This is a genomic window from Corynebacterium camporealensis (assembly GCF_000980815.1).
Taxonomy (GTDB): Bacteria; Actinomycetota; Actinomycetes; order Mycobacteriales; family Mycobacteriaceae; genus Corynebacterium; species Corynebacterium camporealense.
Genome location: NZ_CP011311.1, coordinates 1110728 through 1136851, shown reverse-complemented (window position 1 = coordinate 1136851; position 26124 = coordinate 1110728). Strand labels below are relative to the sequence as shown.

Annotated in this window: 20 protein-coding genes and 3 tRNA genes; 6 read left to right on the top strand and 17 right to left on the bottom strand. The window is 60.0% G+C overall.

Features of this window, described 5'->3' with window-relative positions; genetic code table 11:
* Nucleotides 1–10: 10 nt before the first annotated feature.
* On the bottom strand, nt 11–1009 hold the full coding sequence (locus tag UL81_RS05315; RefSeq protein ID WP_035105570.1) for an NAD(P)H-dependent glycerol-3-phosphate dehydrogenase: 999 nt from the start codon (nt 1007–1009) through the stop codon (nt 11–13).
* A 135-nt stretch (nt 1010–1144) separates the two neighbouring features.
* On the opposite strand from UL81_RS05315, the gene UL81_RS05310 reads away from it, so the two are divergent.
* Complete coding sequence (locus UL81_RS05310) at nt 1145–2143, top strand: NUDIX hydrolase (protein ID WP_046453358.1); 999 nt, start codon at nt 1145–1147, stop codon at nt 2141–2143.
* On the opposite strand, the gene leuD is transcribed toward UL81_RS05310, so the two are convergent.
* Nucleotides 2140–2724: a 3-isopropylmalate dehydratase small subunit gene (gene leuD, locus UL81_RS05305; protein WP_035105571.1), complete on the bottom strand. Its 585-nt coding sequence runs from the start codon at nt 2722–2724 to the stop codon at nt 2140–2142. The two genes, UL81_RS05310 and leuD, sit on opposite strands and share 4 nt — an antisense overlap.
* A gap of 24 nt (nt 2725–2748) precedes the next feature.
* Entirely contained in the window at nt 2749–4161 is a 1413-nt protein-coding gene (gene leuC, locus UL81_RS05300) for a 3-isopropylmalate dehydratase large subunit (protein ID WP_179944112.1), read from the bottom strand.
* Nucleotides 4162–4211: 50 nt separating this feature from the next.
* Between leuC and UL81_RS05295 the strand changes: the two genes are divergently transcribed.
* From UL81_RS05295 to UL81_RS05280, 4 genes are all read left to right on the top strand, one after another.
* A complete protein-coding gene (locus UL81_RS05295; RefSeq protein WP_046453356.1) occupies nt 4212–4895 on the top strand; it encodes an IclR family transcriptional regulator in 684 nt (227 codons plus the stop codon).
* A gap of 55 nt (nt 4896–4950) precedes the next feature.
* A complete protein-coding gene (locus UL81_RS05290; RefSeq protein ID WP_035105572.1) occupies nt 4951–7554 on the top strand; it encodes a YhgE/Pip domain-containing protein in 2604 nt (867 codons plus the stop codon).
* The gene (locus UL81_RS05285; protein WP_035105574.1) at nt 7551–9707 is read left to right on the top strand and encodes a YhgE/Pip domain-containing protein; all 2157 of its coding nucleotides are present in this window, start codon (nt 7551–7553) and stop codon (nt 9705–9707) included. Before UL81_RS05290 ends, UL81_RS05285 begins: the two co-directional genes overlap by 4 nt.
* 117 nt (nt 9708–9824) lie before the next feature.
* Nucleotides 9825–10784 carry an HNH endonuclease signature motif containing protein gene (locus UL81_RS05280; protein WP_035105575.1) on the top strand — a complete coding sequence of 320 codons (960 nt, stop codon included), beginning with the start codon at nt 9825–9827 and terminating at the stop codon, nt 10782–10784.
* Between the two features lie 104 nt (nt 10785–10888).
* Here UL81_RS05280 and UL81_RS05275 read toward each other — a convergent pair.
* The 6 genes from UL81_RS05275 to UL81_RS12035 form a co-directional block, all read right to left on the bottom strand.
* Nucleotides 10889–10961, bottom strand: a tRNA-Glu gene (locus tag UL81_RS05275).
* Nucleotides 10962–11532: 571 nt separating this feature from the next.
* Nucleotides 11533–11605, bottom strand: a tRNA-Glu gene (locus UL81_RS05270).
* Between the two features lie 39 nt (nt 11606–11644).
* Nucleotides 11645–11716, bottom strand: a tRNA-Gln gene (locus tag UL81_RS05265).
* 227 nt (nt 11717–11943) lie between these two features.
* Nucleotides 11944–13440 carry a glutamate--tRNA ligase gene (gltX, locus tag UL81_RS05260; RefSeq protein ID WP_081961435.1) on the bottom strand — a complete coding sequence of 499 codons (1497 nt, stop codon included), beginning with the start codon at nt 13438–13440 and terminating at the stop codon, nt 11944–11946.
* Nucleotides 13441–13478: 38 nt separating this feature from the next.
* Nucleotides 13479–13826, bottom strand: a complete 348-nt coding sequence (locus tag UL81_RS12040; RefSeq protein WP_236684519.1) for a hypothetical protein — start codon at nt 13824–13826, stop codon at nt 13479–13481.
* 21 nt (nt 13827–13847) lie between these two features.
* On the bottom strand, nt 13848–14474 hold the full coding sequence (locus UL81_RS12035; protein WP_236684518.1) for an alpha/beta hydrolase family esterase: 627 nt from the start codon (nt 14472–14474) through the stop codon (nt 13848–13850).
* 110 nt (nt 14475–14584) lie between these two features.
* Here UL81_RS12035 and UL81_RS05250 point away from each other — a divergent pair, with 110 nt between their 5' ends.
* Nucleotides 14585–15688 (top strand): isochorismate synthase, encoded by a 1104-nt coding sequence (locus UL81_RS05250; RefSeq protein WP_046453355.1) that lies wholly within the window; start codon nt 14585–14587, stop codon nt 15686–15688.
* A gap of 78 nt (nt 15689–15766) precedes the next feature.
* On the opposite strand, the gene UL81_RS05245 is transcribed toward UL81_RS05250, so the two are convergent.
* From UL81_RS05245 to UL81_RS05210, 8 genes are all read right to left on the bottom strand, one after another.
* Nucleotides 15767–16564 carry a fumarylacetoacetate hydrolase family protein gene (locus UL81_RS05245; RefSeq protein ID WP_179944111.1) on the bottom strand — a complete coding sequence of 266 codons (798 nt, stop codon included), beginning with the start codon at nt 16562–16564 and terminating at the stop codon, nt 15767–15769.
* Between the two features lie 78 nt (nt 16565–16642).
* Nucleotides 16643–17251 (bottom strand): exonuclease domain-containing protein, encoded by a 609-nt coding sequence (locus tag UL81_RS05240; RefSeq protein ID WP_046453353.1) that lies wholly within the window; start codon nt 17249–17251, stop codon nt 16643–16645.
* A 2-nt stretch (nt 17252–17253) separates the two neighbouring features.
* Complete coding sequence (locus UL81_RS05235; RefSeq protein ID WP_046453352.1) at nt 17254–19125, bottom strand: DUF294 nucleotidyltransferase-like domain-containing protein; 1872 nt, start codon at nt 19123–19125, stop codon at nt 17254–17256.
* 11 nt (nt 19126–19136) lie between these two features.
* Nucleotides 19137–20597, bottom strand: a complete 1461-nt coding sequence (locus UL81_RS05230) for a hypothetical protein (protein WP_035105577.1) — start codon at nt 20595–20597, stop codon at nt 19137–19139.
* Nucleotides 20598–20624: 27 nt separating this feature from the next.
* Nucleotides 20625–21644: a 3-isopropylmalate dehydrogenase gene (locus UL81_RS05225; protein WP_035105578.1), complete on the bottom strand. Its 1020-nt coding sequence runs from the start codon at nt 21642–21644 to the stop codon at nt 20625–20627.
* 124 nt (nt 21645–21768) lie between these two features.
* On the bottom strand, nt 21769–23355 hold the full coding sequence (gene serA, locus UL81_RS05220; RefSeq protein ID WP_035105580.1) for a phosphoglycerate dehydrogenase: 1587 nt from the start codon (nt 23353–23355) through the stop codon (nt 21769–21771).
* 63 nt (nt 23356–23418) lie between these two features.
* A complete protein-coding gene (locus UL81_RS05215; protein WP_081961467.1) occupies nt 23419–24291 on the bottom strand; it encodes a hypothetical protein in 873 nt (290 codons plus the stop codon).
* A gap of 25 nt (nt 24292–24316) precedes the next feature.
* On the bottom strand, nt 24317–26110 hold the full coding sequence (locus tag UL81_RS05210; RefSeq protein ID WP_035105582.1) for a GmrSD restriction endonuclease domain-containing protein: 1794 nt from the start codon (nt 26108–26110) through the stop codon (nt 24317–24319).
* Nucleotides 26111–26124: the final 14 nt, after the last annotated feature.

The following is a 26124-nucleotide window of genomic DNA, read 5'->3' as shown; positions in this document are numbered from 1 at the left end:
CTACTGCCTTTTATTCCGACTTCTTTGTACGACCCATCAGGGCAACGACCATGTCGTCGACGTTGACGCCGCGGTGGCACACGCCGTAAACAGCTTCGGTCAGCGGCATTTCCACACCGGCATCCTGGGCCAGGCGGTAAATCGACTCCGAGGAGTACACGCCCTCCGCCACCTGGCCATTGGTCGCAGCCTTGGCTTCTTCCAGTGTGCCGCCCTGGCCCAAGCGGTAACCGAAGGTGCGGTTACGCGACAGCGTCGAGTTGCAGGTAGCCACCAAGTCGCCCAGGCCAGCCAGGCCGGAGAAGGTAAACGGGTCGGCGCCCAAAGCGGTGCCCAGGCGGGTAATTTCTGCCAGACCGCGGGTAATCAGCGTGGCAATCGTGTTGTTACCCAGTCCCTTACCAGAGGCCATACCGCAGGCCAGCGCGATGACGTTCTTACACGCACCGCCAATCTCCGCACCGATGACATCGGTGTTGGTGTACGGGCGCAGGTACGGAGTGGCCACGGCAGCCTGCACGCGCTTGGCGCGCTCTTCATCCGAGCAGGCAATAACGGTGGCAGCAGCTTGCTCGTCGGCGATTTCCTTCGCCAGGTTCGGACCAGAAAGCACGGCAACGTGGTCGGGGCTGACATCGGCAGCTGCCGCAATGACTTCGCTCATGCGTTGCAAGGTGGAGGTCTCGACACCTTTGGAGATGGAGACCAAGGTGGCATCGTCAGGCAAATGCTTCGCCCAGGCCTCAACGTTGCTGCGCAGAGTCTGCGAAGGCACACCGAAGACCACGATCGCGGCGTCCTCCAAAGCTTCCGCCGGGTCGGTGGTCGTCACGATGGATTCGGGCAGCGCGACCTCAGGCAGGTAATCCATGTTGCGGTGCTGGGAATTGATGGTCTCGGCCATCTCGGGGCGGCGGGCCCACAGCCGGACTTTCTGACCTGCGTCGGCAAAGACTTTCGCCAGGGTCGTACCCCACGAACCTGCGCCCATCACAGCGACGTTGACCATTGTTATGACCACCTTCCCAGACTGAACTTTCCTCAACAACAGTAATGCATATTACGAAACTGACAGGATGAAAATGCATTCTCGGCAGTTTTAGAGGAAAATACGGGGTTGATAGATCGTCTAATGAGGAGAGTCATGCCGAAACCGAAAAACTTCCACGAAACGGATAAGGACATCCAGTCGGAGGTCTTTATGTCGGGTCGCCTGCAAGAAATCCCGGTCGACCCAGCTGCGGAGTTTAAGCGCACCACTCTCGCCGCCGGTGCGGTGTTGTGGCGCGGCGATCCCCACGATCCGGAAGTCGCTGTCATCCACCGCCCGCATTACGACGATTGGTCCCTGGCCAAGGGCAAGGTCGACCCAGGCGAGTCCCTGCCGGTGACCGCCGTGCGCGAAATTACTGAGGAAACTGGTTTTGAGGTCAAGCTCGGCAAGCTAATTGGCAAGGTTACCTACCCCGTCCAGGGCCGTACCAAGGTCGTCTACTACTGGGTAGCCAAGGTCACCAGCGGCAAGTTCAAGAAAAACAGCGAGGTCGATGAGATTCGCTGGCTGCCTATCGATGAAGCCAAGAAGCTGCTGACCTACGAACTCGACTCGGAGGTACTCACCAAGGCTAAGAAGCGCCTGCGCCTGGCACCGACCACCCGCGTGCTCTACGTCCGCCATGCCCGTGCGCATGCCCGCCACAAGTGGGACGGTGATGATGATTTGCGCCCGCTGGATAAGAAGGGGCGTCGTCAAGCAGAAATGCTCGTGCCGCTGCTGTCTGCCTACCACCCCACGGCTATTTATTCTGCGCAGCCGCACCGTTGCCAGCAGACTGCCGCACCGCTTGCCGATGAACTAGGCTTCGACCTGGCAGTCAACCGCAACTTTGGCGATGAGGTCACCTCTTCGAACTTTAAGGCAGCAAAAAAGGCCTTCTATCGCGTCGTCGAGCGCGGCGGTGTGCCAGTCATTGTCAGCCAGGGTGAGACGATTCCGGCCATTATTGCCGATGCCGCCCCGAAGTTCCTGAAAGACAAGCTCGAGGACCTGCGGTTTAAGAAGGCCTCTGTGTGGGTGCTGTCCTTTAACGAAGGTGAGCTGACCGGTGCAGATTACCTGGCCAGCCCCCTTCCTGTGCGCTAGCTGACGGCCGGCTTGAAGGCCGGTCGCTTGGCCTCGTAGGCATCGATGGCACCCTCATCGCGCAGGGTCAGCCCGATGTCATCGAGGCCTTCCATCAGGCGCCAGCGGGTGTAGTCGTCGATGTCGAAGCTGTAGTCGTTGCCGCCCACGGTAACCTTGCGGGCCTCGAGGTCGACGGTAACCTCGGTCTCGCCTGTTTCGAGCTGCTTCCAAATCAGCTCAATATCTTCTTGCTCCATCAGGCCGGTCAGCAGGCCTGCCTTACCGGAGTTGCCGCGGAAGATATCCGCGAAGCGGGAAGAAAAGACGGCCTTGAAGCCGAATTCGGCAAGAGCCCACACGGCGTGCTCACGGGAGGATCCGGTGCCGAAGTCCTCGCCGGCAAAGAGCACGGAGCCGTTGTTGAAAGGCTCCTGGTTCAGGATGAAGTTCTCATCGCTGCGCCAGTTGGAGAACAGGCCGTCAGAAAAGCCGGTGCGCTTGACCGACTTGAGGTAGCGAGCCGGGATGATCTGGTCCGTGTCGACGTTGGTGGCACGCAGCGGAACGCCGATGCCGGTGTGCGTGGTGAATTTTTCCATGACGTTGGTTCCTTTCTGCGTGGTCTACAGGTCGGCCGGGGAGCTCAAGTAGCCGGTGACCGCGGTGGCGGCGGCAACTGGCGGGGAGACCAGGTGGGTACGGCCACCCGGGCCCTGGCGGCCTTCGAAGTTACGGTTCGAGGTCGAGGCGGAGCGCTCACCCGGGCGCAGCTGGTCTGGGTTCATGCCCAGGCACATCGAGCAACCAGCGGTGCGCCACTCAGCGCCGAAGTCCTGAAAGACCTTGTCCAGTCCTTCTTCTTCGGCCTGCAGCTTCACCGCAGCTGACGATGGCACCACCATCATGCGGGTATCCGGTGCGATGCTGCGGCCGCGGACGACATCGGCTGCTGCACGCAGGTCCTCGATGCGGGCGTTGGTGCAGGAACCAACGAAGACAGTGTCGATCTTGATATCGCGCAGCGGAGTACCCGGCTTGAGATCCATGTACTCCAGTGCCTTCTGGACGGAGGCCTTCTGGTTCTCGTCGCCGAAATCCTCTGGGTTCGGGACGGACTCTGCCAACGGCAAGCCTTGGCCCGGGTTAGTACCCCAGGTAACGAATGGGGTCAGCGCGGAGCCATCGATTTCGACGACGGTGTCGAACTCAGCACCCTCGTCGGTAGGCAGGGTCTTCCAGTACTCGACGGCTTCGTCCCAGTCCTTGCCCTTTGGCGCGAACTCGCGGCCTTCAACGTAATCGAAGGTGGTCTGGTCCGGGGCGACCATGCCGGCGCGGGCGCCAGCCTCAATCGACATGTTGCAGATGGTCATGCGTGCTTCCATCGACATCTTGCGGATAGCTTCGCCGCGATATTCGATGATGTGGCCCTGGCCGCCGCCGGTGCCAATCTTGGCGATGATCGCCAGAATCAAGTCCTTTGCAGTCACGCCCTCGCGCAGCTCACCGGTGACCTCAATGGCCATGGTCTTAAAAGGCTTGAGCGACAGGGTCTGGGTCGCCATGACATGCTCAACCTCAGAGGTACCAATGCCCATCGCGATGGAGCCGAATGCACCGTGAGTCGAGGTATGGGAGTCACCACAGACAATGGTCATACCCGGCTGAGTAATACCCAGCTGCGGTCCCACGGTGTGGACAATGCCCTGCTGTTCATCGCCCATGGCGTGCAGGCGCACACCGAACTCTTCACAATTCTTACGCAGCGTAGAGACCTGGGTGCGCGAAATCTCGTCCTTAATCTCCAACAGGTTGCCGGTCTTGATACCGACGGTCGGGACGTTATGGTCCTCGGTTGCCAGGTGCTGCTCCGGGTGGCGCATCTTGCGACCGGACAGACGCAGGCCGTCGAATGCCTGCGGGCTGGTCACTTCGTGCAGCAGCTGGAAATCGATGTAGATCAGGTCCGGTGCCCCAGCATCACCTTCGGTGACGATATGATCACGCCAGACCTTCTCGGCCAAAGTTAACTTCATTTCAATCACTCCACTTGAAATCTCATAAATTGGAACGTAGATTTCACTATATGGGAGAGTATAGCGCAGTATCTGGAATCAAGGTACTTGATCGGGCCGTCGCCATCATGATGGCTGCGGCCAACCGGCCATCCAGCCTCAATGAGTTGTGCGAAACTACTGGCCTGCCCCGCGCGACGGCGCATCGTTTAGCAACTGCTCTAGAGGCCCACCGCATCCTCACGCGTACCGAGGACGGCAAATGGGGCGCGGGCCCTGCCCTGCCCGGCAATCGCGACCACCTCTTGGAAGCCGCGGGCCCCGTCATGGACGAGCTGCTGGAGGCCACCGGCGAATCGGTGCAGCTGTATGAGCTCTCCGGCAACACGCGTACCTGCATTGCCACCCGCGAGCCGGAATCTGGACTGCACAACGTGGTGCCGGTGGGTCGGCAGCTGCCTTTAAATTCGGGTTCTGCTGCGCGCGTGATTGCCGCCTTCGCGGATGTCTCTGTCCCCGATGCGCTGTACACCGCCGAGGATGTCGCCGCGGCCAAAAAGCAGGGCTACTCCGAATCCATTGAGGAACGTGAAGCGGGCTTGGCTTCTATTTCTGCCCCGGTTGTGGACTCGCAGGGCACTTTCTTAGCCGTGCTTTCTATTTCTGGTTCGGCTGAGCGCTTCCGCCCCTCCCCTGCGGAAAAGTACGCGGACCTGCTTCTCGATGCCGCCACCCGCCTGCGCGCCCGCCTCTAAATTCACCGAAAGTTGAACTACCTAACTAATCCCTCTGGATGATACCGTCACTGGGGTGAGAACTAGTTGGAAAATCTACTGCCGGGATATAAAGCGCCTGCTGCGCACACCGCAGATTTGGATCATCCTCATCGGCATCATGATTACTCCAGCGTTGTACTCGTGGGTCAACGTATCCGCCTTCTGGGATCCTTATGAAAACACCGACCAGATTCGGGTTGCAGTTACCAACCAAGATGAAGGTACGAACTCGGATCTGACCGGGGAAATAGATGTCGGCGGTGAGCTGGTCGACCAACTAGACGAGGCCGGCGGGCTCGGCTGGCAGTTCATGAACGAACAAGACGCCGAAGACGCGTTAAGAAGCGGCGACGTCTTCGCCACTATCCTTATTCCGCCGGATTTTTCTTCTGACTTCATCAGTATTTTTGAAGGCGAGTATTCGCAGCCGACCATTGACTACGCCGTTAATGAAAAGCTCAACGCGATTTCGCCGAAGATTACTGACCAGGGCGCATCCACGCTCGACAGCGTGATTAGCTCAACTTTTAACAAGCAGGTCTCGGAGGCCGTTGCTACTGAGCTGCGCGATTCCGGCACTGATTTGTCCAACCGTATCGCCAACGCGGCGGGCGACTCGGCTGATTCTTTTACCGAGACTGCCGATACTGTCGCTGGTTCGCGGGAGCGCCTGAACAACCTCCAACAGCGCATTGAGGACTACCGTCCGGCGGTCTCCCAGGCGCAGTCGACTCTGGACTCGGTCAACGGGACCATTGAGTCCTCCCAGGACGCGCTGCGCCAGGTCGAAGACACCACGACCAGCGTGCAGAATCTGATTACCGAGTTTACTGCCGATGCCTCCGAGGCTTACGTCGCGGGTACTACCGCCCTGGCCGAAGGTGCGGCGTCAGCGAACGCTTCCGTCAATGAGGCTACCGGTCAGCTCCAGGGCGCGCTGGGTCGCGTCGATGCTGCCACCTCTGGTGCTGAGCGCGTAGCCGAGCAGTCCGATGAGGCCATCGCAGACCTACGCCGCGTGGTGGACAACCCGGTGCTGCCCTCGGAGATCACCGCGCCGCTGCGCCAAGCCCTCGATGACTTGGCTGACCGCAATGCGCAGAACCAGGAAGTAATTGGCAATCTCTCGCAGCTGCAGTCTGACTCTGCTGCCACTTTGGAGCAGCTAGAAAATACTGCTGCAGCGCTTGCCGATGCCACCTCCAACACCCGCGAGAACTCCCAGCAGCTGCGTGACTCGCTGAATAACGATGCCCCGGCGTTGACTTCGGCGGTCAACACTCTGGGCTCGACTGCAGGACGCTTGGCGGCGTCGCTGGAAACACAGAAGACCCTGCTCGGTGAAACCCGCGGTCTGCTCGATGGCGTGGACCAGCAGCTTGTCGATGCCCAAGGCGTCGTCAGCAGCTTCCAAGGCGACCTGTCCGGCATCGAAGATGGCCTGCGCACCGCACGCACCGACGTGCTCGCCGTGGCCAACTCCGTGACCGATACTCCCCTGCTCACGACCGTGGAGGACCTCGACCCGGATGAGGTCTCCAGCTTCCTGGCCTCGCCTGCGACGATGGAATCCAACGCCATCTTCCCCGTCGATAGCTATGGCTCGGGCATGTCCTCGCTGTTTACGTCCCTGACGCTGTGGATTGGCGCGTTCATGTTGATGATCATCTTCCGCGCCGAAGTTGAGCCCAAGGGCATACGCAACATCACCGTCGCCAACGCCTACCTCGGCCGATTCTTGCTGCTGGCCACCTTCGCCATTGGCCAGGCCCTCATCGTGTCCATTGGCAACCTGGTCATTGGCGTGGAGAACATCAACCCGCTGCTCTACGTCGGCACAACCGTATTTATTGGCCTGTGCTACTTGAGTATCGTCTACGGACTTGTCTCCATCTTTGGCCATGTCGGCAGAGTCATCGCCGTGGTACTGGCGTTTATCCAGATTCCTGGTGCCTCGGGCCTCTACCCCATTGAGATGACCCCGGATTTCTTCCGGGCCATCCACCCCTTCTTGCCTTTCACGTACGGCATCGGTGCTATGCGTGAGACCGTCGGCGGTTTCTACGACACGCACTACTGGGGCAACCTGGGCGCGCTGCTGTTTATGGCGGCAGTCGCCTTCCTCATGGGTACGTTCCTACGCCGCGGGCTCTCGAACGTCAACATGCTGGTCAACGACGAGCTGGCCAAGGGCAAGCTCATCATCAATGAGCAAGTACACCTCGTCGGCAGCCGTTACCGCGTCACGGATATCCTGCAGGCCCTGCAGGACCGCGAGGGCTACCAGGAGAACATGGAATCGCGCTGGAGTTCGCTGCGCGGCCGTTTCCCGCTGTTTATGAAGATTGCGGTCGCCGTCGGCACGGTACTGCTGTTGGGCTTGGGTATTTTCGCCCAAATCCGCCCCGAGGAAAAAGCCCTCGCGTTCGGCCTGGCCTGCCTGGTCACGCTGATTACCATCGGCGTGATTGCCTTCCTCGAGTACATCAAGCAGTCCCTGGCCAACGATGAACGCCTGGCGGATCTGAGCGAGGATGAGCTGAGCGAGCACCTCAAGCAACAAAGCAGCCAGACGAACCGCTTAGCAGACGACGACACTAAAGAAATGCCCGTGCAGGCGGAAGGAGAAAAGTCATGAAAAACATCCTGACGATTCTCCGCAATGACCTGCGCTCGGTGCGCAACAACGTGATGACCGCGATCATCTTATTCGGCATCGCGATTATCCCGCTGCTGTTTACCGCGTTTAACGTCCTGGCTAGCTGGGATCCTTTCGGCAACACCGACCAGCTAGAAATCGCCGTTGCTAGCGACGACGAAGGCTACGAAAGCGACCTCGCTCCCCTAGAACTCAACTTGGGCGATGAGGTGTTATCGCAGCTCAGCCGCAATGAGAACATCGATTGGGTGCTCACCAACACCGATGACGCCATCGAAGGCACGCGCTCTGGTGAGTACTACGCCGGCATCGTCCTGCCTCCGGACTTCAGCCAGGACCTGCTGACCTTCTATTTCGAGGGCACTGAGCCGACCAAGCTGCAGCTGTATACCAATGAGAAGAAGAACGCGCTGTCGACCACGATTACCCAGCAGGGTGCCATGGGCGTGGTGCAAAGCATCGACGAAAGCTTCACGCAGGTCGTCGCCAGCGTTGGTATTGGCGCTGTGTCCAATCTGGAGGACTTCCTTAACGACGACGAAACTCAGTCGGCGTTTGGCACCATCGAGCAACGCATGGACACCACGGCCACCCGCCTTAACGGTGCTTCCGATACCGTGCGTTCACTCTCTAGCCTGCTGGATGGCACGATTCCGCTCGCCCAGGCTGCCGATAACATCCTGACTGCTGCCGGCAACCAGACCGCTGACAGCAACGTTCCGGAGGTCGACAACACGGTCTCTGGCTCCACAGGCTCGCTGGGTGGTGCGCTGGAGGCGACCGTCGGCAGCTACTCCGCGGTAGAAGATGAGCTCAGTGAGCTGCTCGACCGCGCGGATGCCACCCGCTCCCAGGCCGCGGAGTCCTACCGTTCGGCTGCAGAGCGCGTCGACCAGCAGACCGCTGCGATGCGCGAGCTTCGCGATGCCGTCAACTCCCAGGCCGACAACACCGCCCTACCCGGCCCAGCACGATCCGCTCTGGCTGGGTTCAACGCACAGCTGGATGCTGCGATTGGTCAAAGCGATGCGCTGCACACTGCGCTTAGCGATGCCGCCGACGACATCGCCTCCGGCCAACGCAACTCCGCCGATGCCGCGTCCGATAGCCGTAACGCTTTAGCTGAGGCCCGGCAGGCCGTCGAGAATGCCCGCACGAACTTCGAGCAAGACGTCCAACCGCAGCTGCAGGAGCTGGGTCGTAACGTCGGCATTGTCGCCGATGGCATCCGCTCGGTTAAGGGCGAGGTCGACCAACTGCGAGCCATGCTGGATACCGGTGACGGTTCGAGCTTGGTCACCATGCGCGATGCTGCCAACGGGCTTGCCGACGAGCTACAAGAGCAGGCTCGCGACTTCCAGGAGCTGCAGGTCAAGATCGCTGAAGCCCGCGATACCGGTGACCTGTCACAGCTTGCCGATATCGTCGGCAACGACCCTGAGCTACTCGCCTCGCGTCTTTCTGCACCTGTTGCCGTGGACCGTGAACCGGTCTATGAGGTCTCTTCCTTCGGTGTAGGCATGGCGCCGTTCTACGCCACGCTGGCGCTCTGGATTGGTGCACTGATTGCCTCGGTGCTGATGAAGACCAACGTCGAGGACGAATATCTTGGCGAGGACAGCGACTTCACCCGCAACCAGGCCTACTTGGGCCGCTACGCCACCATGGCGCTGCTGGGGCTCGCGCAGTCCACATTCCTGGTGCTGTGCCTGATTTTCTTCCTGGAAATCAACCCTGCGCATCCGTTCTTGTTGATGGGCGCAGCGTGGGTCATCTCGCTGGTGTTCATGCTGATTATCTACACGCTGGTGATATCTTTCGACAGCGCCGGCAAGGCAATCTCGGTGTTGCTGTTGGTCTTCCAGGTCTCAAGTGCAGGTGGCGCCTATCCGCTGCCACTGCTGCCTGAGTGGTTCCAAAGCATCAGTCCCTGGTTGCCTGCCACCTACGCCATCGATGCGCTGCGAAGCGCCATTGCGGGCGTCTACGAAGGCGATATCTTCAAGAACCTCGGCATGCTGTTGCTGTTTACCATCCCGATTCTCATCTTGGGACTGTGGGGACGTCGTCTCCTGGACAGCTACATCAACCGCGTGCAGACCGGCATGGCCAAAACCGGCGTCATGCAATAGGTTATCCACAGTCCGTAACCAGGGCAAATACCAACTTTTGCGAAAAAGGGGCAGTTATCCACAGGTTTGGAAATTTCCTCTAGCGGGTCTTGACACATCTCTTTTAGCTTTAGAGGTATGAAAGCAGTCAAGGCATACGCAGCATCGCTTGCCACCCCGATGGACATCCTGTCCGAGGTGGCCATGCTGACGCGTGCCCACTTGCAACTCGAAGGACTGCCGCAAAAAGAAATCACCGCCCTGATGTCCCTGGCTGACGTCTACTTCGGCCAGACGCCCTACACCCGCCTCCAAGCCACGGCCCGCAACACCCCACACTCCCTCCTCGTCCTGAAGGACATCGAAAACAAAGCTCGTCGCATCAAGGACCCCGTCCAGCGCTATAAGTTCCGCATCGCCTGCGCCGAGGTCCACGAAGACGACATCAACGCCGTAGCAAAGGAATTCCTGCCTCCACCGCCGGAGCCCAAAGAGGGCACCAAGATGAAACGATCCAAGACCGATAAGTGGTCCTGGAGTGTCACTGGCCGTTCGGAGCTGATTTCTAAGCTCAACGATGCCTTCCCCGATACCGAAGCCGTCGATGAATTCCTGCAGACCGGTACGACCAAGGGCACTGCTGTGACCACCAACGTGGTGATCAAGCTCGACGAGCTGGACAAGATCGTTGACGGCGAGGGCGATGACGTCGTGCTGCAGATGACCAACGGTGCCAAGCTAACTGGTGCCCAATTAGTGCAGCAGATGTTTACCGATCACGGCTACGCCACGTTGATCCACCCTGTCGAGGGACCGGTGAACCTCTACCGGACGCAGCGACAGGCCAGCTGGAAGCAAAGAATGATGGCAGCGGCTGAAAATCCGGTCTGTCCGTGGAAAGACTGCCTGAAAGGCGCTGATGAGTGTCAGGTTCACCACATAGTGGCCTGGAAATACGGCGGCGAGACCAATCAAAGCAACCTCACCACCGCCTGTAAGTTCCACAACGGCAGAAACGATGACGATGGGGTTCCCAGATATGGGTGCCTGTTAAGAATTAGAGGCGAAGTCCAATGGGTCCCGCCGTCGTTCTATTGACGAGCTCTTGGAGCGAAACAACCCAGCCGCCCGGAAGTACCCGGGTTAGCTAGGGCTGCCTGGAAAAGAAAAAGACCAAGCTTTAAAGCTTGGTCTTATCGTTGTACCCCGTACGGGATTTGAACCCGTGTTACCGGCGTGAGAGGCCGGCGTCCTAGGCCGCTAGACGAACGGGGCGCGTTCCGTTGCGGACTCGTTAAGCCTAAACTACGTGCAGATAATTCTACAAATCCGCACTACACAGCTAATTTTCAGGGGTTTTTGAGCATAAAAATCCGGTCACCATGTCTCTGAAGGTGTGGGTGCGGATCGAATCAGTGGTTATTCCGCGAGCAATCTGTAGATAGCAAGGTCCTAGAGATTCATGGTGCCCGGATATCGCTGTGCATCCATCTGCATCCGCTTCAGGCTCCTTTGCTTCGCTCAAAAGTTGGTCTTGGGAAGTCAGGATTAATGCTATGCGGGCCTAGAGCTACAGGATGCGGGAAGATACTTTGGACTTGCGTTCATCTAATCTCCTGTCTGCTGACTATGAGGTGTTACCTGCAGTGTAGGCCCGGAACATACACACTGGAAGCACCTTGGCCAATCTAGTAGTGGTCACTCCCCTGGTCATATGAACCGAATGCTTCGGTTCAGGAACAATGTCGAACCGGTGAGGGGTGGAAATAAGACCAGTGAACGCAAAATTGCGCCTGCCGAAACGGCAGACGCAATGAAAAACCCTCCGCGTTGCGGAGGAATTTTGTACCCCGTACGGGATTTGAACCCGTGTTACCGGCGTGAGAGGCCGGCGTCCTAGGCCGCTAGACGAACGGGGCATAGAACTGTGACTTCTGCTTTACTAGCAGTTATCACTGCTGGCCTACCAGGACTCGAACCTAGAATGACGGTACCAGAAACCGTTGTGTTGCCAATTACACCATAGGCCATCATCGCTAGCTGCAATTTTGCTTCACGCTGTTCGCGCTTGCTCCCTTGCTCGCTGCAACGGTTTATAACTATAACCACCTACCCTTAAACCAAGCAAATCGCGAGGTTATCTCATATTTTTAGTGAGTTTTAGTGGTGGTTTTAGACAGTGATAAAGCGGTCGAACTACACGGATGTACTTCGACCGCTTTCCTGCCGGGTTGTCTCGCGCTAGAGCGCGTGGCTTTTAGGCGTTGTCAGTTTGCCACGGGGTCTGCTCGCGGGCGGCGCGCAGACGGTTAAGGGTGGATTCCTTGCCCAGCAGCTCCATGGACTCAAACAGCGGCGGGGATACCTGCTTGCCGGAGATACCCACGCGCAATGCGCCGTAGGCCTTGCGCGGCTTCAACTCGAGGTCCTCGATGAGGGCCTTGGACAGGGCTGCTTCGATGTTGTCAGTCTTCCACTCATCGACAGCTTCCAGGGCCTTGATGCCCTCCTCCAGCGGCTGGATCGCCTCTTCCTTGAGGTTCTTGCGCGCTGGCTTTTCTTCCAGTTCCAGTTCGTTATCTGGGGTGACGAGGAAGCTCATGAGGTCGTAGGCATCGGAAAGCGTCTTGATGCGGGTCTGGACCAAGTCTGCCGCAAACGCGAACTTCTCCGGTTCGTAGTCAGCCGGGAAGTCGGTGTATTCGGTCAGGTAGTTGCGCAGACGGAACGCGAACTCTTCTGGCTCCAGCAGACGGATGTGGTCAGCATTGATGGCTTCGAGCTTCTTCTGGTCGAAACGAGCCGGGTTGCCGAGTACGTCCTTAACGTCGAAGTTCTCGATGAGCTCGTCGACGGAGAAGATGTCCTGGTCAGCAGACAGGGACCAGCCCAGCAGCGACAGGTAGTTGAGCATGCCCTCGGGGATGATGCCCTTGTCGCGGTGGTTGAACAGGTTGGACTGCGGGTCACGCTTGGACAGCTTCTTGTTGCCCTCGCCCATTACGAAAGGCAGGTGACCGAACTGCGGGGTGAAGTCGGTGATGCCGATTTGCTGCAGGGCATCGTAAAGCGCGAGCTGACGCGGGGTCGAGGACAGCAGGTCCTCGCCGCGCAGGACGTGGGTGATGCCCATAAGGGCGTCGTCGACCGGGTTGACCAGCGTGTAGAGCGGTGCACCGTTGGAACGGGCGACGACGTAGTCCGGCTGAGTCTCGGCCTTGAAAGTCATTTCGCCGCGGACCAGGTCGGTCCAGGTCCAGTCCTTTTCCGGCATGCGCAGACGCCAGACCGGTTTGCGGCCCTCGGCCTCGAAAACGGCGATTTGGTCATCGGTGAGCTCGCGGTCGTAGTTGTCGTAGCCCAGCTTCGGGTCGCGGCCAGCTGCCTTGTGGCGCTCCTCGACCTCCTGCGCGGTGGAGTAAGCCGGGTAGACCAGACCGGCTTCCTTGAGCTTTTCCAGGACATCGGCGTAGATGTCCATGCGCTGGGACTGACGGTAAGGCTCGTGCGGGCCGCCGACGTTTACGCCCTCATCCCAGCCGAGGCCCAGCCAGTCCAGGGAGTCGATGATCGCCTGGTAAGACTCCTCGGAGTCACGCTGGGCGTCGGTATCTTCGATGCGGAATATCAGCTTGCCACCGGTGTGTCGGGCGTAGGCCCAGTTAAACAACGCGGTGCGAACCATGCCGACGTGCGGGGTGCCGGTCGGCGACGGACAAAAACGTACGCGGGTGCTTGAAGTCATGGACTTCATGGTAGTTCAGCACGCGCGCTCGCGGATCACCAGGCGGGTTACTTGTTCTGGCGGGACAGGAAGTCCCAGACCTCGTTGGCGGCATCGGGTGCCCAGAACCAGGTGTGGATGTCTGGAACCTTCAGCAGCTGGGTTTCGCGCTGGCAGTTGTTGAAGTGCAGACGCTCGGAGCCACCCGGGGCCGGCTCGGCGCGGAAGCTCATGTCGCACTTGTTGCGGTTAAGGTAGCCGCCCAGCACGGTGCGCACGGGCAGGAACTCCGCCTTGTGGCGGGTGCCGCCTTCGTACATCATCATCTCGTCGTTGACGCCGTGCATGATGAAGGTGGCAATAGGCTTGTCGCCGCAGCCGTTTTCGACCGGCTTGTAGAAGGCCGCAGAGACCATCGCTACCGCGGCAAAGGTGTCTTAGGCGTGGCAGCCCAACACGGAAGTAAAGCCGCCACCGTTGGAGATGCCCATGGCGTAAATGCGGTTGCGGTCGATGTGGTAGTCGGCATCGACGGCATCGATAATGCGCTTGATAAAGCGGATGTCCTCACCCGGGCCGGTCTTGGCATAAGGTGCTGCTTCCCAGGCGCGCTCGTAGCCTTCGGGGTAAATAATAATGGCGTCGCGATGCGCATTCGTCGTCCACATGCGAGCATAGGAAGAGAAGTTCTCGGGGCTATCCTGCCAGCCGCCGAAGCCGAAGAGAATCGGTGCGGGGTGCTGCGGGTTGTAGTTGTCCGGCACGCGCATGAGGTAACGACGCATCTTGCCCTCGTGCTCCCATTGGACATTCACGGTCTGACCGTTGCCCACGGGCGGGTTCGGGTTAATGGTCTCGTCGACCTGCGGTTCCGGTTCCGGATGCATTTCCGGGTCGGTTTCCGGTGCCGGGGCGCCTTCCGGGGTGGACTCGTGGGCGCCTTCGGGCACGAGGTGGGAGCCATCGGCAGGCGGTGCAGGTGGAGCTTCTTGCGCGGCCGCAGGGGCAGCGATGCCCGCGCTAAGGATAAGACCAGCTGCGAGAGCGGATAGGGAACGTTTCATAGCAGCACTGAGTAATTTCACAGGAAACACACTAGTCACATAATTCACTCAGATAACAGGTAACACACGCGATTCTGACGAAAACGCCTTAACAACTAAGGTGTTTGCTTATGCATGAAACCCGACCTTCCACCGCGCCAGACTTTTTGCTCTCTCGAGCAAACGGTTCTGTGCGCACTCAGGGAGCGTTGCGCACCTTCGACAACGCCGACGCTGCCATCGATGCGCTGCGGGGCGGCGAAGCTGAGATGGTGGTCGGTGCCATTCCTTTCGATGCGGACACCCCCGCTGCCCTGACGGTTCCGCGCAGCATCATTCGCGAGGACGGACCGCTAGAGCCTCCCGCCTACTACCGCAATGGCACGCTGAATGCGCGCATCACTGGCTTTGATCCGGAGCCAGAAGAGCATCTGCGCCGCATTGAGGCGGCCATCGCCACGATTGATAACTCGAAGCTCAGCAAGGTTGTCCTGGCTCGTGCGGTGGACATTGAGTTCTTCGCGCCTGTCGACCCACGTTTGGTGGCAGCGCGTTTGATTGATTTGTCGGCCAACCGCGACGGCTTCATTGCCGATTTGAGCCCTGCGGGGCGTCCCGGTTCGATGCTGGTGGGTTCTTCGCCGGAGGTGCTAGTCAAGCGTCAAGGCTCGACTGTGTCAGCTTTTCCGCTGGCTGGTTCGGCACCTCGTCAGGCAAATGCTGCCCACGACCAGATCGCCGGCCAGGACTTGCTGCACTCGACGAAGGATATGCAGGAGCACGCCTTCGTCGTCGATCACCTGCGGCAGGCGTTGGAACCACTGTGCGAGCGCCTCGATGTGCCGGAACGCCCGCAGTTGGTAAGCACGAACGAGATGTGGCACCTCGGCACCCCGATTGTCGGCACTCTCAAGGATTCTGACTTGACCGCGCTGGAGCTGGCGCTGGCGGTGCATCCGACACCCGCTATCTGCGGCACGCCTACCGATGCCGCCCGCGCCCTCATCGAGACCGCCGAAACCGACCGCGGCTTCTACTCCGGAGCCGTTGGCTGGTGCGACGCCACCGGAGACGGCGAGTACATGGTCGCAATTCGCTGTGCGGAAGTCAGCGGCGATGGCCTATCGGCACGCGCGTGGGCCGGCGGCGGCATCGTAATCGACTCCGACCCGAGCGCGGAGTTGGCAGAGACGACGGCGAAGTTGCGGACCATGCTCCGAGCGCTGAACCTTTGACAGGTTCAGCGTGGGGTCAGGAAGCAAAAACTAGAAACGCCCCGCGGGGTGCGTGGGGCGATGTTTGGCGGCGAAGAGTTAGGCGCGCTCGATGGGGTTGTTCAGCGAGCCGATGCCTGGGATTTCGATTTCGATGTGGTCGCCAGGAACCATCGGTGCGGTGCCGGCTGGGGAGCCGGTGGTGACGACATCGCCAGGCAGCAGAGTGTAGGAAGCCGAGATTTCAGCCAAGATGCCGCCCATCTTGACGATCATCTGATCGGTGTTGGAATCCTGCTTCTGCTCACGCTTGCCATCGTGAGTGAGGTAGGCGTTGATCTTCTGGTCATCCAGGTTCAGCTTGTCCAGGTCAGTGTCGATCCACGGACCCAGCGGGCAGAAGGTATCGATGCCCTTCGCGCGGGCCCACTGGCCGTCCTGGAACTGCAGGTCACGGGAAGAGACGTCGTTGCAAATGGTAAAGCCGAGAACGTGATCCTTCCAGTTCTCCGGCTGGATGTTCTTCGACGGCTTGGAAATGACCACGGCCAGCTCGCCTTCGAACTCAACGTTGGTGGCGAAGTCCGGAATCTTAATCGGGGCGTCCGGGCCGATAACGGAGGTGGACGGCTTAATGAAGATGGTCGGCGGCAGGTGCTCAGCGGATTCCTTGAAGACCTCCGCAACGTGGTCGGCGTAGTTACGGCCAAGAGCCACAACCTTGGTGGGCAGAGTCGGTGCGAGGAGGCGGAACTGGCCCTCTTCAAACTCACGGCCGGTGGGCTCCGGCGGAGTAAATGGGGTGCCAGCAATCTCCTTGGCAACTAGCGATCCAGGTTCGCCCTCGATGATCGCAAAACACAGTCCTTCTGGGTGAGCAATTCGTCCTAAACGCATAGCGGACATACTACCCGCTGACAGATTTGCAGCATTGTTAACCCCACCTTGGCATCATTAGCGCAGCTGCATACACCGCTAGGTGAGCAAATCCGCCAGCGTACGGGCCTTGGTGCGGGTCTGTTGGGCTAGGAATAATTCGGCACACGCCAGGGCATCGCCAGCTGCGTTGTGGGCGCCGTGTTTGGGCAGGCCATAGCGTTCACAGACCCTTTGCAGACGCAGGTCTTCACCGCGCGGATAGGTGCCCATGCGTTCCATGTGGCGACGCTCCAACGCGAAGGTATCGACAGCACGCAGCTGCAGTTTCTTATTGTGTACCTCGTCGACAGCTTTGCGTAAAAAGCCCAATTCCAAGCCTGCAAAGTGTGCCAAGAGGATGCGGCCATCCAGTGCGGCCAGCAGTTCGTCGAGGCCTTCTTCGAGGCTCACGCCACTGGCGACGTCGGTATCGGTCAGGCCGTGGATGAGCGCGGACTCTCCTACCGCAGCACCTTTGATGACGTGATAACCCGCACCGCCGAGATGAATCTCGGAGCCTTGCAGCGGTATCCAACCCATGGACACGATATGGTCGCGGCGCGGGTCCGTGCCGGTGGTCTCAAAATCGACGGCGAGAAAAGGCACGTCTGCCACGGGGGTGTTTTTCGCGGGCTGGTCAATGACCAGTTTCTTGGAAAAGAACATGGCTAGATATTGCGGACCGGGTACTTGGTGGCCAGAGCACTTTGCATACCTTTGATGATGCGGAAGGCATCGCGTAGGTGCTCGCGTTCCATGCGCGAGAGCGTGCGTGGGTCGACCTGATAGTCCGGGTCGAGGCCTTGACGCACCTGGTTGGCCTGGTGGCGAAGGGTAAGGCTGCGGAGGTAGGTGTGGGCATCGCCAAGCTCGGCGGCACCTTGCTTGCTCAAGGTATCCCCTGCTGCTTCTGCCAGGCGGGCATCAGACTCGGTGTCGGTGTAGCCGCCGGCCAGGGCGTAGAGGCGGGCAATCTGGACGATGGCCGCAGTACCGCCCTTCTTTATGTTGAGGGTATTGACGTGCTCACCGTTGCGCTCAACCACCAGGCCGCGGAAGAAGGTCAGTGGCGGCTCGCGACGGGCAGCCAGGCTGGCCATGTGGGCTTGGGCGCGGTTGGAGGCCTTCGCAGCACGCACTGCATGACGATGCACGCGGTCACCCAAGCTGGCCTCACCAGCGACGGTGCGCAGGTCGAAGAAGACCTGAGTGTGCAGCAGGGCGTCGGGCTGTGGGGCGGCAACCCAGTTGCTGAAGGTTTCCTCCCATTGGCTCACGGTCATGCGCCATTCGGGGTTCGAGGCCATCATGTCACCTGGGCACAGTACCTGGCCGCCCTGGTCGAGGCCGACGCAGACGAAGTCGCTAAGTTGCTGGAAATAGTCGCCGTGCTGGGTTTCGTCGTAGGCATCGTCCAGCACAAGTGCGTTGTCCTGGTCGGAGGCCAGACCCATCTCGCGGCGGCCTTGGGAGCCAACGACGACGAAGGCGTATGGCACGGGCGGCGGTCCGAGCTTTTCTTCGGCCAGGGTGCACAGGCGGCGTGCCAGCGCGTCGGCGACCATGGTGATGATGTTGGCGACCTCCTGTGGGGAGGAACCGCGGTCGATGTAGCGCACGGCCACCTGGGCGGCTTGGCTGAAGGCGCCGCGCAGGTCTTCGACGCTGTTTTTGGAGCGGAGGTCGGCGGCGATGAAGATGGGGTCATCGTGAAGCAGGCGTGCAATATCGGACTGGCTGACGATGCCTAGCACCTCTGCCCCGTCGACTACTGGCACGTGGTGGAAGCCGCGCTCGGTCATCAGCAGCATGACCTCCATGGCCATGGTGTGCGGGGCGACGGTGACCGGTTGGGAGGTCATAATCTCAGTCACGGGCGACTGCGGGTCGAGGCCGGCAGCCAGGACGCGGGCGCGCAGGTCGCGGTCGGTGACGATGCCGCGGAGGTCGTCGTCAAGCACGAGCGCGGAAGACCTTCCCTGCTCCGTCATGGCTTGGGCAGCTTCAGCGATGGTGCTGGTGCTGCTGATGGTCAGTGCAGGCGCCAGGGACATCTCGCCGACTGGGCTGCGCAGTAACTCGGTGGAGTCTTCTTCCAACTCGCGGACGGCGGCAGAGGTACGGCGGGTCTCGGTGGAGAAAAAGCGCGCGAGGTCGTCGTGTTCTTCGCAGGCCTGGGTGAAAGGCTCGCGGGCAAGCACGAGCACGAGACTGTCCTCGACGACCTCCATGCGGTAGTTACTCTCGTGGTGCCCGACGAGAGTGGAATAGCCCAGGGTGGAGCCGGTGCCACGGCGGTCGACCAGTGTGCCTTCGGGGCTTAAGACGTCGACGGCGCCGGATCGGATGATGAACAGCTCGTCGTTGATGTCGTCGACATCGAAAAGTACATCCCCGCGGCGCACATAGCGGATGACCATTTCGGCCACCAGCGTGCTTAACACGGGCTCGGGCAGGTGCGAAAAGGGCTCGTGCTGCTCGAGGAAGCTGTGGATTTCTTCGAGCTCGACGGTAGAACCGCGGGAATTAGGGGCGCTCATAGTGAGCTACGTTACTGGTAGCTGACAAACCATGGGCGAGGTTCGACAGAATAAGTCTGCTCTGGGTTGAGCATGGGGGTATCTTCATCGATGAAGTTCTTCCATGCCATGAAGTAGTCATCGCTCAAGTCCTGCTGCATGACGTTCCAGGTATCCATCTTCACGTCCGTTGGGCCGTGGCCGTCGGCATGCAGGATGAAGGAGAGCTCTGGGTGGTCGGTGTTGATCTGCTCGCGGTCGCGAATCATCTGCAGCTGGAACTGGTGCAAGATCAAGCCCTTTTGCGGGATGTTGTTGTCGCGGACCAGCTGCGCCAGCCAATCGGCGACTTCGTCGACCTCGTGGGCTTCGACGTGGCCGATGTTGGTCATAGGCTGCTCGTCTGGGCCGATCTTCCACTCTGGGTCCAGTGCTAGGCCGACGTTCGGACGCTTGAGCAGGTCTTCGTAGATCTTTGCCTGATCCAGCAGGGATGCGCGGCCCGGCTGCAGGTCGAGGAAGGCGTAACCGCCGGCATCGACGATGGCGTCGATATAAGGCTCCAGCTCTGCCGGGTCTGCTTCGTTGGAGTAGTCGCCGTCCGGGCCTGGTGCGTCGGAGGCTACCGTGGCGATGATTTCAAACGCCGGGATGATCTTTTGGTCGGAGTACTGCTGGTACTCCTCCACCAGCTTGTTCACGCGATCGACGGCGGCTTCTGGGTCCTGCTCGCCCATCACGCCGAGTGCAGGTCCGGAAGGATGTCCGTAGAGCGCAATCATGCGACGGCCCGGGAAGACCAGTCCGCCACCGCCTGGCAGCTCGCCGTTGCCAGCCAGTTCCACGCGCTCGTTGAAGTCCTCGGCGCTGCCAAAGTCCGGGCCGGCAGCCAGGACGTTGCCGGCCTCGACGGCGGCAATGGATTCAGAGGTCGCACGCGGGTCGCCTACGGGCAGGATTTCGACGGGGGCTCCTGCGGCGCGGGCGGAGGCGACATCGTAAAGCGGGGTGTTTTCGGTGGCCAGCAGGGTAAAGCTGCTCTCGGCGTCGGTGTCCTTCTCCGCGATGTCCTGGTAGACGGACTCGACCGGGTGCTCTTCGGTCATCTCGCCTTCGGTGACCTCGGCATCGCCCAGTGCTTCTGCGTCCACAGAACCAAAGGTGGTCACCTGAGATACCGAGCTTTCTGCCAGCGCGTCAACGGGCAAGAAGGGAATACCATTTTCTACTGCATAGTGGGCGGCAGCGACCTGGGCGGCTTCGTCGTCAGCTGCGACTACTGCCTGCTCCGGGTTATCGAAATAGCGGCCCGGAACATCGTTGACCAGCTCGGGGTCAGCGGGCGGATTCTCAGCAGCCTGTTGCTCCTGGGCAGAGCCGCCGGAATCGGAATCGTTGCCGCAAGCAACGGCGAGGCTAGCAGTCAAAGCCACGCCCGTAGCAAGGGCAACGACGCGGCGGGTGGCAGAAAGTTTGGTACGCGGAGAAATCATTGCACCATGGTAACCCGCCTGAAAGCACTAGGCCTTTAATGCGGCCGCGATTCTCTCGCCTACTTCGACGGTCTTGATTTGCTCGTCACCGCGGTTGGAAACATCGTCGGATACAGCTTGCTCGATGCGCTGGGCATTGTCGTCATCGCCAAGGTGGCGCAGCAGCATGGCAGCAGACAAAATTGCCGCGGTCGGGTCGGCGATACCCTTACCCGCGATATCGGGTGCAGAGCCGTGGACTGGCTCGAACATCGACGGGTTGGTGTTGGAGGCATCGATGTTACCCGAGGCTGCCAGACCAATACCGCCGGTAACAGCGCCAGCCAGGTCGGTGAGGATGTCGCCGAAGAGGTTGTCGGTAACAATCACGTCGTACTGGCTTGGGTCGGTCACCATGTAGATGGTGGCGGCATCGATGTGCTGGTAGTTCACGGAAACCTCCGGGTACTCCTCAGCCACCTCGTTGACGGTGCGCTCCCACAGGCCGCCAGCGTTGACCAGCACGTTGGTCTTGTGGACCAGGGTGAGCTTCTTGCGACGGTTATTCGCACGGTCGAAAGCATCGCGGACAACGCGCTCGATACCAAAGCGGGTGTTTTGGGAGACCTCGCTGGCGACCTCATGCGGGGTGTTCTCGCGCAGGACACCACCGTTGCCGCAGTACAGGCCCTCGGTGCCTTCGCGGACGACGACGAAGTCAATCTCGCCCGGGTTGACCAGCGGCGAAGTCGAGGTCGGGTACAGCTTCGACGGACGCAGGTTGACGTGGTGGTCCAATGCGAAGCGCATCTTCAGCAGCAAGCCGCGCTCCAGCACACCTGGTGGTACTTCACCCGGGGCGCCAATCGCGCCGAGCAGGATCGCGTCGTGCTCGCGCAGGGAATCTAGGTCTGCCTGCGGCAGCAGCTCGCCATTGCGCAGGTAGCGACGCGCGCCCAGGTCGTACTCGGTGGTCTCGATATCATCGCGTACAGCACGCAGAACCTTAATTGCCTCTGCGGTGACCTCTGGGCCAATGCCGTCTCCGCCAATCACTGCCAGTCTCATGTTACGAAACACCTTTCTCATATAGTGGTCACTTTAAGTCTAGCATTAATCGCAGGCGCAAAAGGCATAACAAAAGCCCGGCCGAAGCCGGGCTCAAGTTATGCGCTAAATGCGGGCGGAAACCTTAGGCGTCCAGGTCCAGCTGCTGGCAGGTAGCGTTCAGCGAGTCGTTGATCTGCTCGATGAGGTGGTCTGGGACCTCGTGGTCGACGCGCAGAATCAGCACGGCATCGGAATCCTGCTTGCCCTGGGTCAAAGCAGCAGCGGAGATGTTGATGCCTGCTGCGCCCAGCTTGGTGCCGACGGTGCCCAGTGCGCCTGGGGTATCGGCGTAGCTGAAGAAGAGGTTGCGGCCGGTAGCGCGCATATCCACACCGCGCTTGTTGATGCGGATGATCTTCTCCACGCCATCGACACCGATACGGGCACCGGTCACGGAGAAGACATTGCCGTCGCTGCCAATCACGTTAACGCGCAGGGAGGAACGGTGGCCCTTGGAGTTGACGTCGGTGTCGACGCGCACCTCAACACCGCGGGACTCAGCAAACTGCATAGCGTTCACGAAAGTCACCGGCTGGGAGGTCACACCGGAGAATAGACCGCGTACTGCGGACAGGCCGAGTGCGGAAGGATCCTCAGAGGACAGCTCGCCGAGGGCTACGACCTCGATGGCAACGGGAGCTTGCTCCAGCAGCTTGCCGGCGGTCAGGCCCAGCTTGCGGGCCAGATCCAGCCATGCGGCAACTTCTTCGCCCACGCGGCCGCCGGAGACGTTCACGGCATCGGCAACGAACTCGCCGTTAAGAGCCTTGAGCACGGACTCTGCAACGTCGGTACCAGCGCGGTCCTGCGCCTCGACGGTGGATGCACCCAAGTGCGGGGAGACGGTAACCTGCGGCAGATCGAACAGCGGCGAATCGGTGCATGGCTCGGTCTCGTAGACGTCGAAACCAGCGCCACGGTGGTGACCGGACTTGATGGACTCAGCCAGCGCAGCCTCATCGACCAGACCGCCGCGGGCAGCGTTGATGAGAATCTGACCTTCCTTAGCCTTGGCCAGCAGCTCCGCATCGAACATGCCGGCGGTCTCGGAGGTCTTCGGCAGGTGGATGGTCACGAAGTCGGACTTCGCCATGAGCTCTTCCAGCTCAACCAGCTCAACGCCCAGTGCCGCGGCGCGTGCCGGGTTGGCATAAGGGTCATAAGCAATAACGGTGGTCTCGAAAGCCTGCAGACGCTTAGCAAAGAGCTGGCCAATGTGGCCAAAGCCGACGATGCCGATGGTCTTGCCAAAGATTTCCACACCCTTGAAGGAGGAGCGCTTCCACTCCCCTTCGCGCAGGGACTGATCTGCTGCCGGAACCTGGCGGGCAGTAGCCAGCAACAGTGCGATGGCCTGCTCACAAGCAGAGTGAATATTCGAGGTAGGCGCGTTGACTACCATGACACCGCGGTCGGTGGCGGCGGGGATGTTGACGTTGTCCAGACCAACGCCGGCACGACCGACGATCTTCAGGTTGGGCGCAGCCTCCAAAACCTCTTCATCCACAGTGGTGGCAGAGCGCACCAGGAGTGCATCAGCATCCTTGACGGCTTCCAACAGTTCTGGACGGTTCGGGCCATCCACCCAGCGCACCTCAACGGTCTCCCCCAGAGCCTCCACAGTGGAGGGGGCCAGCTTATCCGCAATGAGCACGATTGGCTTAGACATCTTTTCCTTCAAACTACTACTACACGAGGGTAAACATCTGAATACCTATCGAGCGATAGTACGTTATTCAGCGTCAGCTTGGGCAATCTTCTCAGAAATTTCTTTCACGGAACCGAATTCGGGGCCCAAGGCGACCAATGGGCCGTCGGAAAGCCCAGCCACCATCGCGTGTGAAACTTCATCGTGCCGCGGGTCAGCATTGGGCATGACCAGCACTTCTGCACCATAGGACCGGGCATTGATGAGGTTCGGCAGTGGGGTGTGTGCAGTCGCTACCATGTTTGGCGCAACTTCGCCATCACGACGGGACTGCGCGGGGATGGCAGGCATCTTGTCGTGTTCGGTATTCACGGTCGGATTTTCCCACGCTGGTTTCAGCTCAACCTTGCCACCGGGCTCCAGCGAGACGATATCAGCAAACATATCCGAAGGCTTGGCCACCACCTTGGATTCAAAGACAAAGGCGGTGTAATCGCCCAAGGCTTTCGTCGAACCTGGGTCGCGGATAACGTTGAGTTCACCTTCCTGCTCGGCCCAGCGGACATCGCCGACCACCAGCAGACGAGTAACCCCTAAATCAGCAATCAAGCTCTGTACTTCCAGGCGTTCTTCCGGGTTGAAGACCACCATGGGGATGTGTTGGCTCACCGCAATAGACGCACCGCGCAAAATGGCTGAGTCGGTGTCATCGGTAAGCACCAACGATCCGCTGTCACTAAATAGCTCGCGCGCGCTTTCAATACCGGAGGCATCATTCATCACCACGATGCGTCCTTCGAATTCCGGGTCGAAAATGCGGTTGGTGTTTTCCGCGCGCGCTTCGGCAATATCAATCTCGTCTGCCGACAAGTCGCGCAGCTGGTTGCTCACCACGTTTTCATCGCCCCACGCCGCGCAGGCGCTTAAGACTACTGCGCTTGCTACTACCAGCGCCATCCCGCCGATTCGGGATGCATTCTCGCTAACGCGCAAATGCCTCCGGACCTTCCTCGCCGCCACTGAAGTTCTTCTCGTCTACATCACGCAGCACTTGCTTGCCGATGGCATGCTGGATCACCTTGACCAACCGCGCCCGGCGATCTGCAAAGAAATCCGCTGCCCGGGCCTCGTGCAAGGCCTCGACATCCAAGTTGTGCGTGGCTAAGACGGCGTCGAACTCGCTGTCTTCCATGAGTGACTTTGACTGTACCCGACCCAGGTAACGCTCTGGCGAATAGCCATCGAGAACCACCTCGGTGCGCTTGCCCAACGGGGTGTGGTTCAACACCGAGTTCGCTACCTCTGCGCCAAGCCCCTTCCGCTGGCACCAGGCGACCGGGAAAATCCGGTGGAATCCGGGTTTAAGTTCTTCATAGGATTCCTCGTTGAACTTGCGTGCAGTACGCCAATCCTTCGCACCTTGGGCCATCAGCAGTGCATACAGGCCATGCCAGACGCCGGACGTCTCATCGACCGACAACAACCTAGACTCGCGGAAGTTCGCATCCTCCACGGTCTTCGGCACCTTCTTCGTCTCGCCCTTGACCCAGTCGGTGACTTCGACGACATCGCGCGCCGCGCGCAGCTTGACCGCCGAGGAACCATAGAGCTCACCAAACACGCCACACCAGAACCACTGGTGCAGGCGATCCCAAGCCTTCTGCGAATCCAGCGCACCCGGGGATTGCTCAAGGCGCGCCAGGATGACTGCCAGGGGAATAATCTGCGCGGTATAAGGGACCTGCTCCAGTGCGAAGACGCAGCGCTCGGCCAAGAATTCCGCCACCGTGCCCAGTGCCTTGCACACCACCGGTGCTGCCTGCTGATAGTCAGCCAGGCTCAAACTCAAAATATCCTCGCGCTGACCACCCGGGTTGCCCTTCTCCGCTGTGACCAGCAGCGAGACCGCCGAGAGAAACTGCGTACGCCCAATCCCATCCAAGGCCGGGTGCTCGCGCAGCTGAGATTCATACTCAGCCCAGCTCTCCGACAAGTGGAAATCCGGGTCTTCAGACGCAAAGACCGCAGTAAGCAGATCAAAGACATCCATCTGCAGGCCCGCCGAGTTGGCCTGGACGAAAATCGAACCCAGCCCGGCGCGATGGGTATCGCGGAACACCCGCATGATTGGCACGTCGTAGCCGGCCAGGGGTCGCAAGACGCGGTTGTTGAAGGCTGCGAGGTCGCGTTGGGTTTCCGCATCGGCATTGGCAACCATGGCGAAGAGCATGGCCGTGCCTTCTTCTTGCAGCAGGCTGGCTACGGGCAGGCAGTAGTTAGCGATGGCATCGTCACGCGTGAGCAGCGGCCCATCGATAGCAGGGCCGAAGTGGGAGCGAATCTCGCCGGAACGGTTAACGGCAAAGACGGCTTCATCCGGCACGATCTCTTCGGACACCGCGGTGCGAATATCGATGTAGAAGGTCCTTTCGATCTTCTTGGATCGAAAATCGCGGGTCTTAACCCACCCTTCCCCTGCCAGACACTGGTACATCGTCGTAAGCCGCTGCTGCCCATCGAGAAGCAACATGCCCGGGTTAACTCCCCTATCCGGCGCACCTTCCAACGGACGGGGCCGAAAGCGCATGTGCTCATCACGGGTATCAAGCGCCATGAGCGCACCCACCGGGTATCCGCGCAGGACTGTCACCACCAGCGAACGGATGCGGTCTTCATCCCAGGAGTAGGCGCGTTGGAAGTCGGGCAGTTGGATATCGCCGCGGTTAATCCGGGCGAAAAGGTCGGATAAGGAATAGCTCGGCGTGGTAAAACCCATGGCCCGAATCCTAC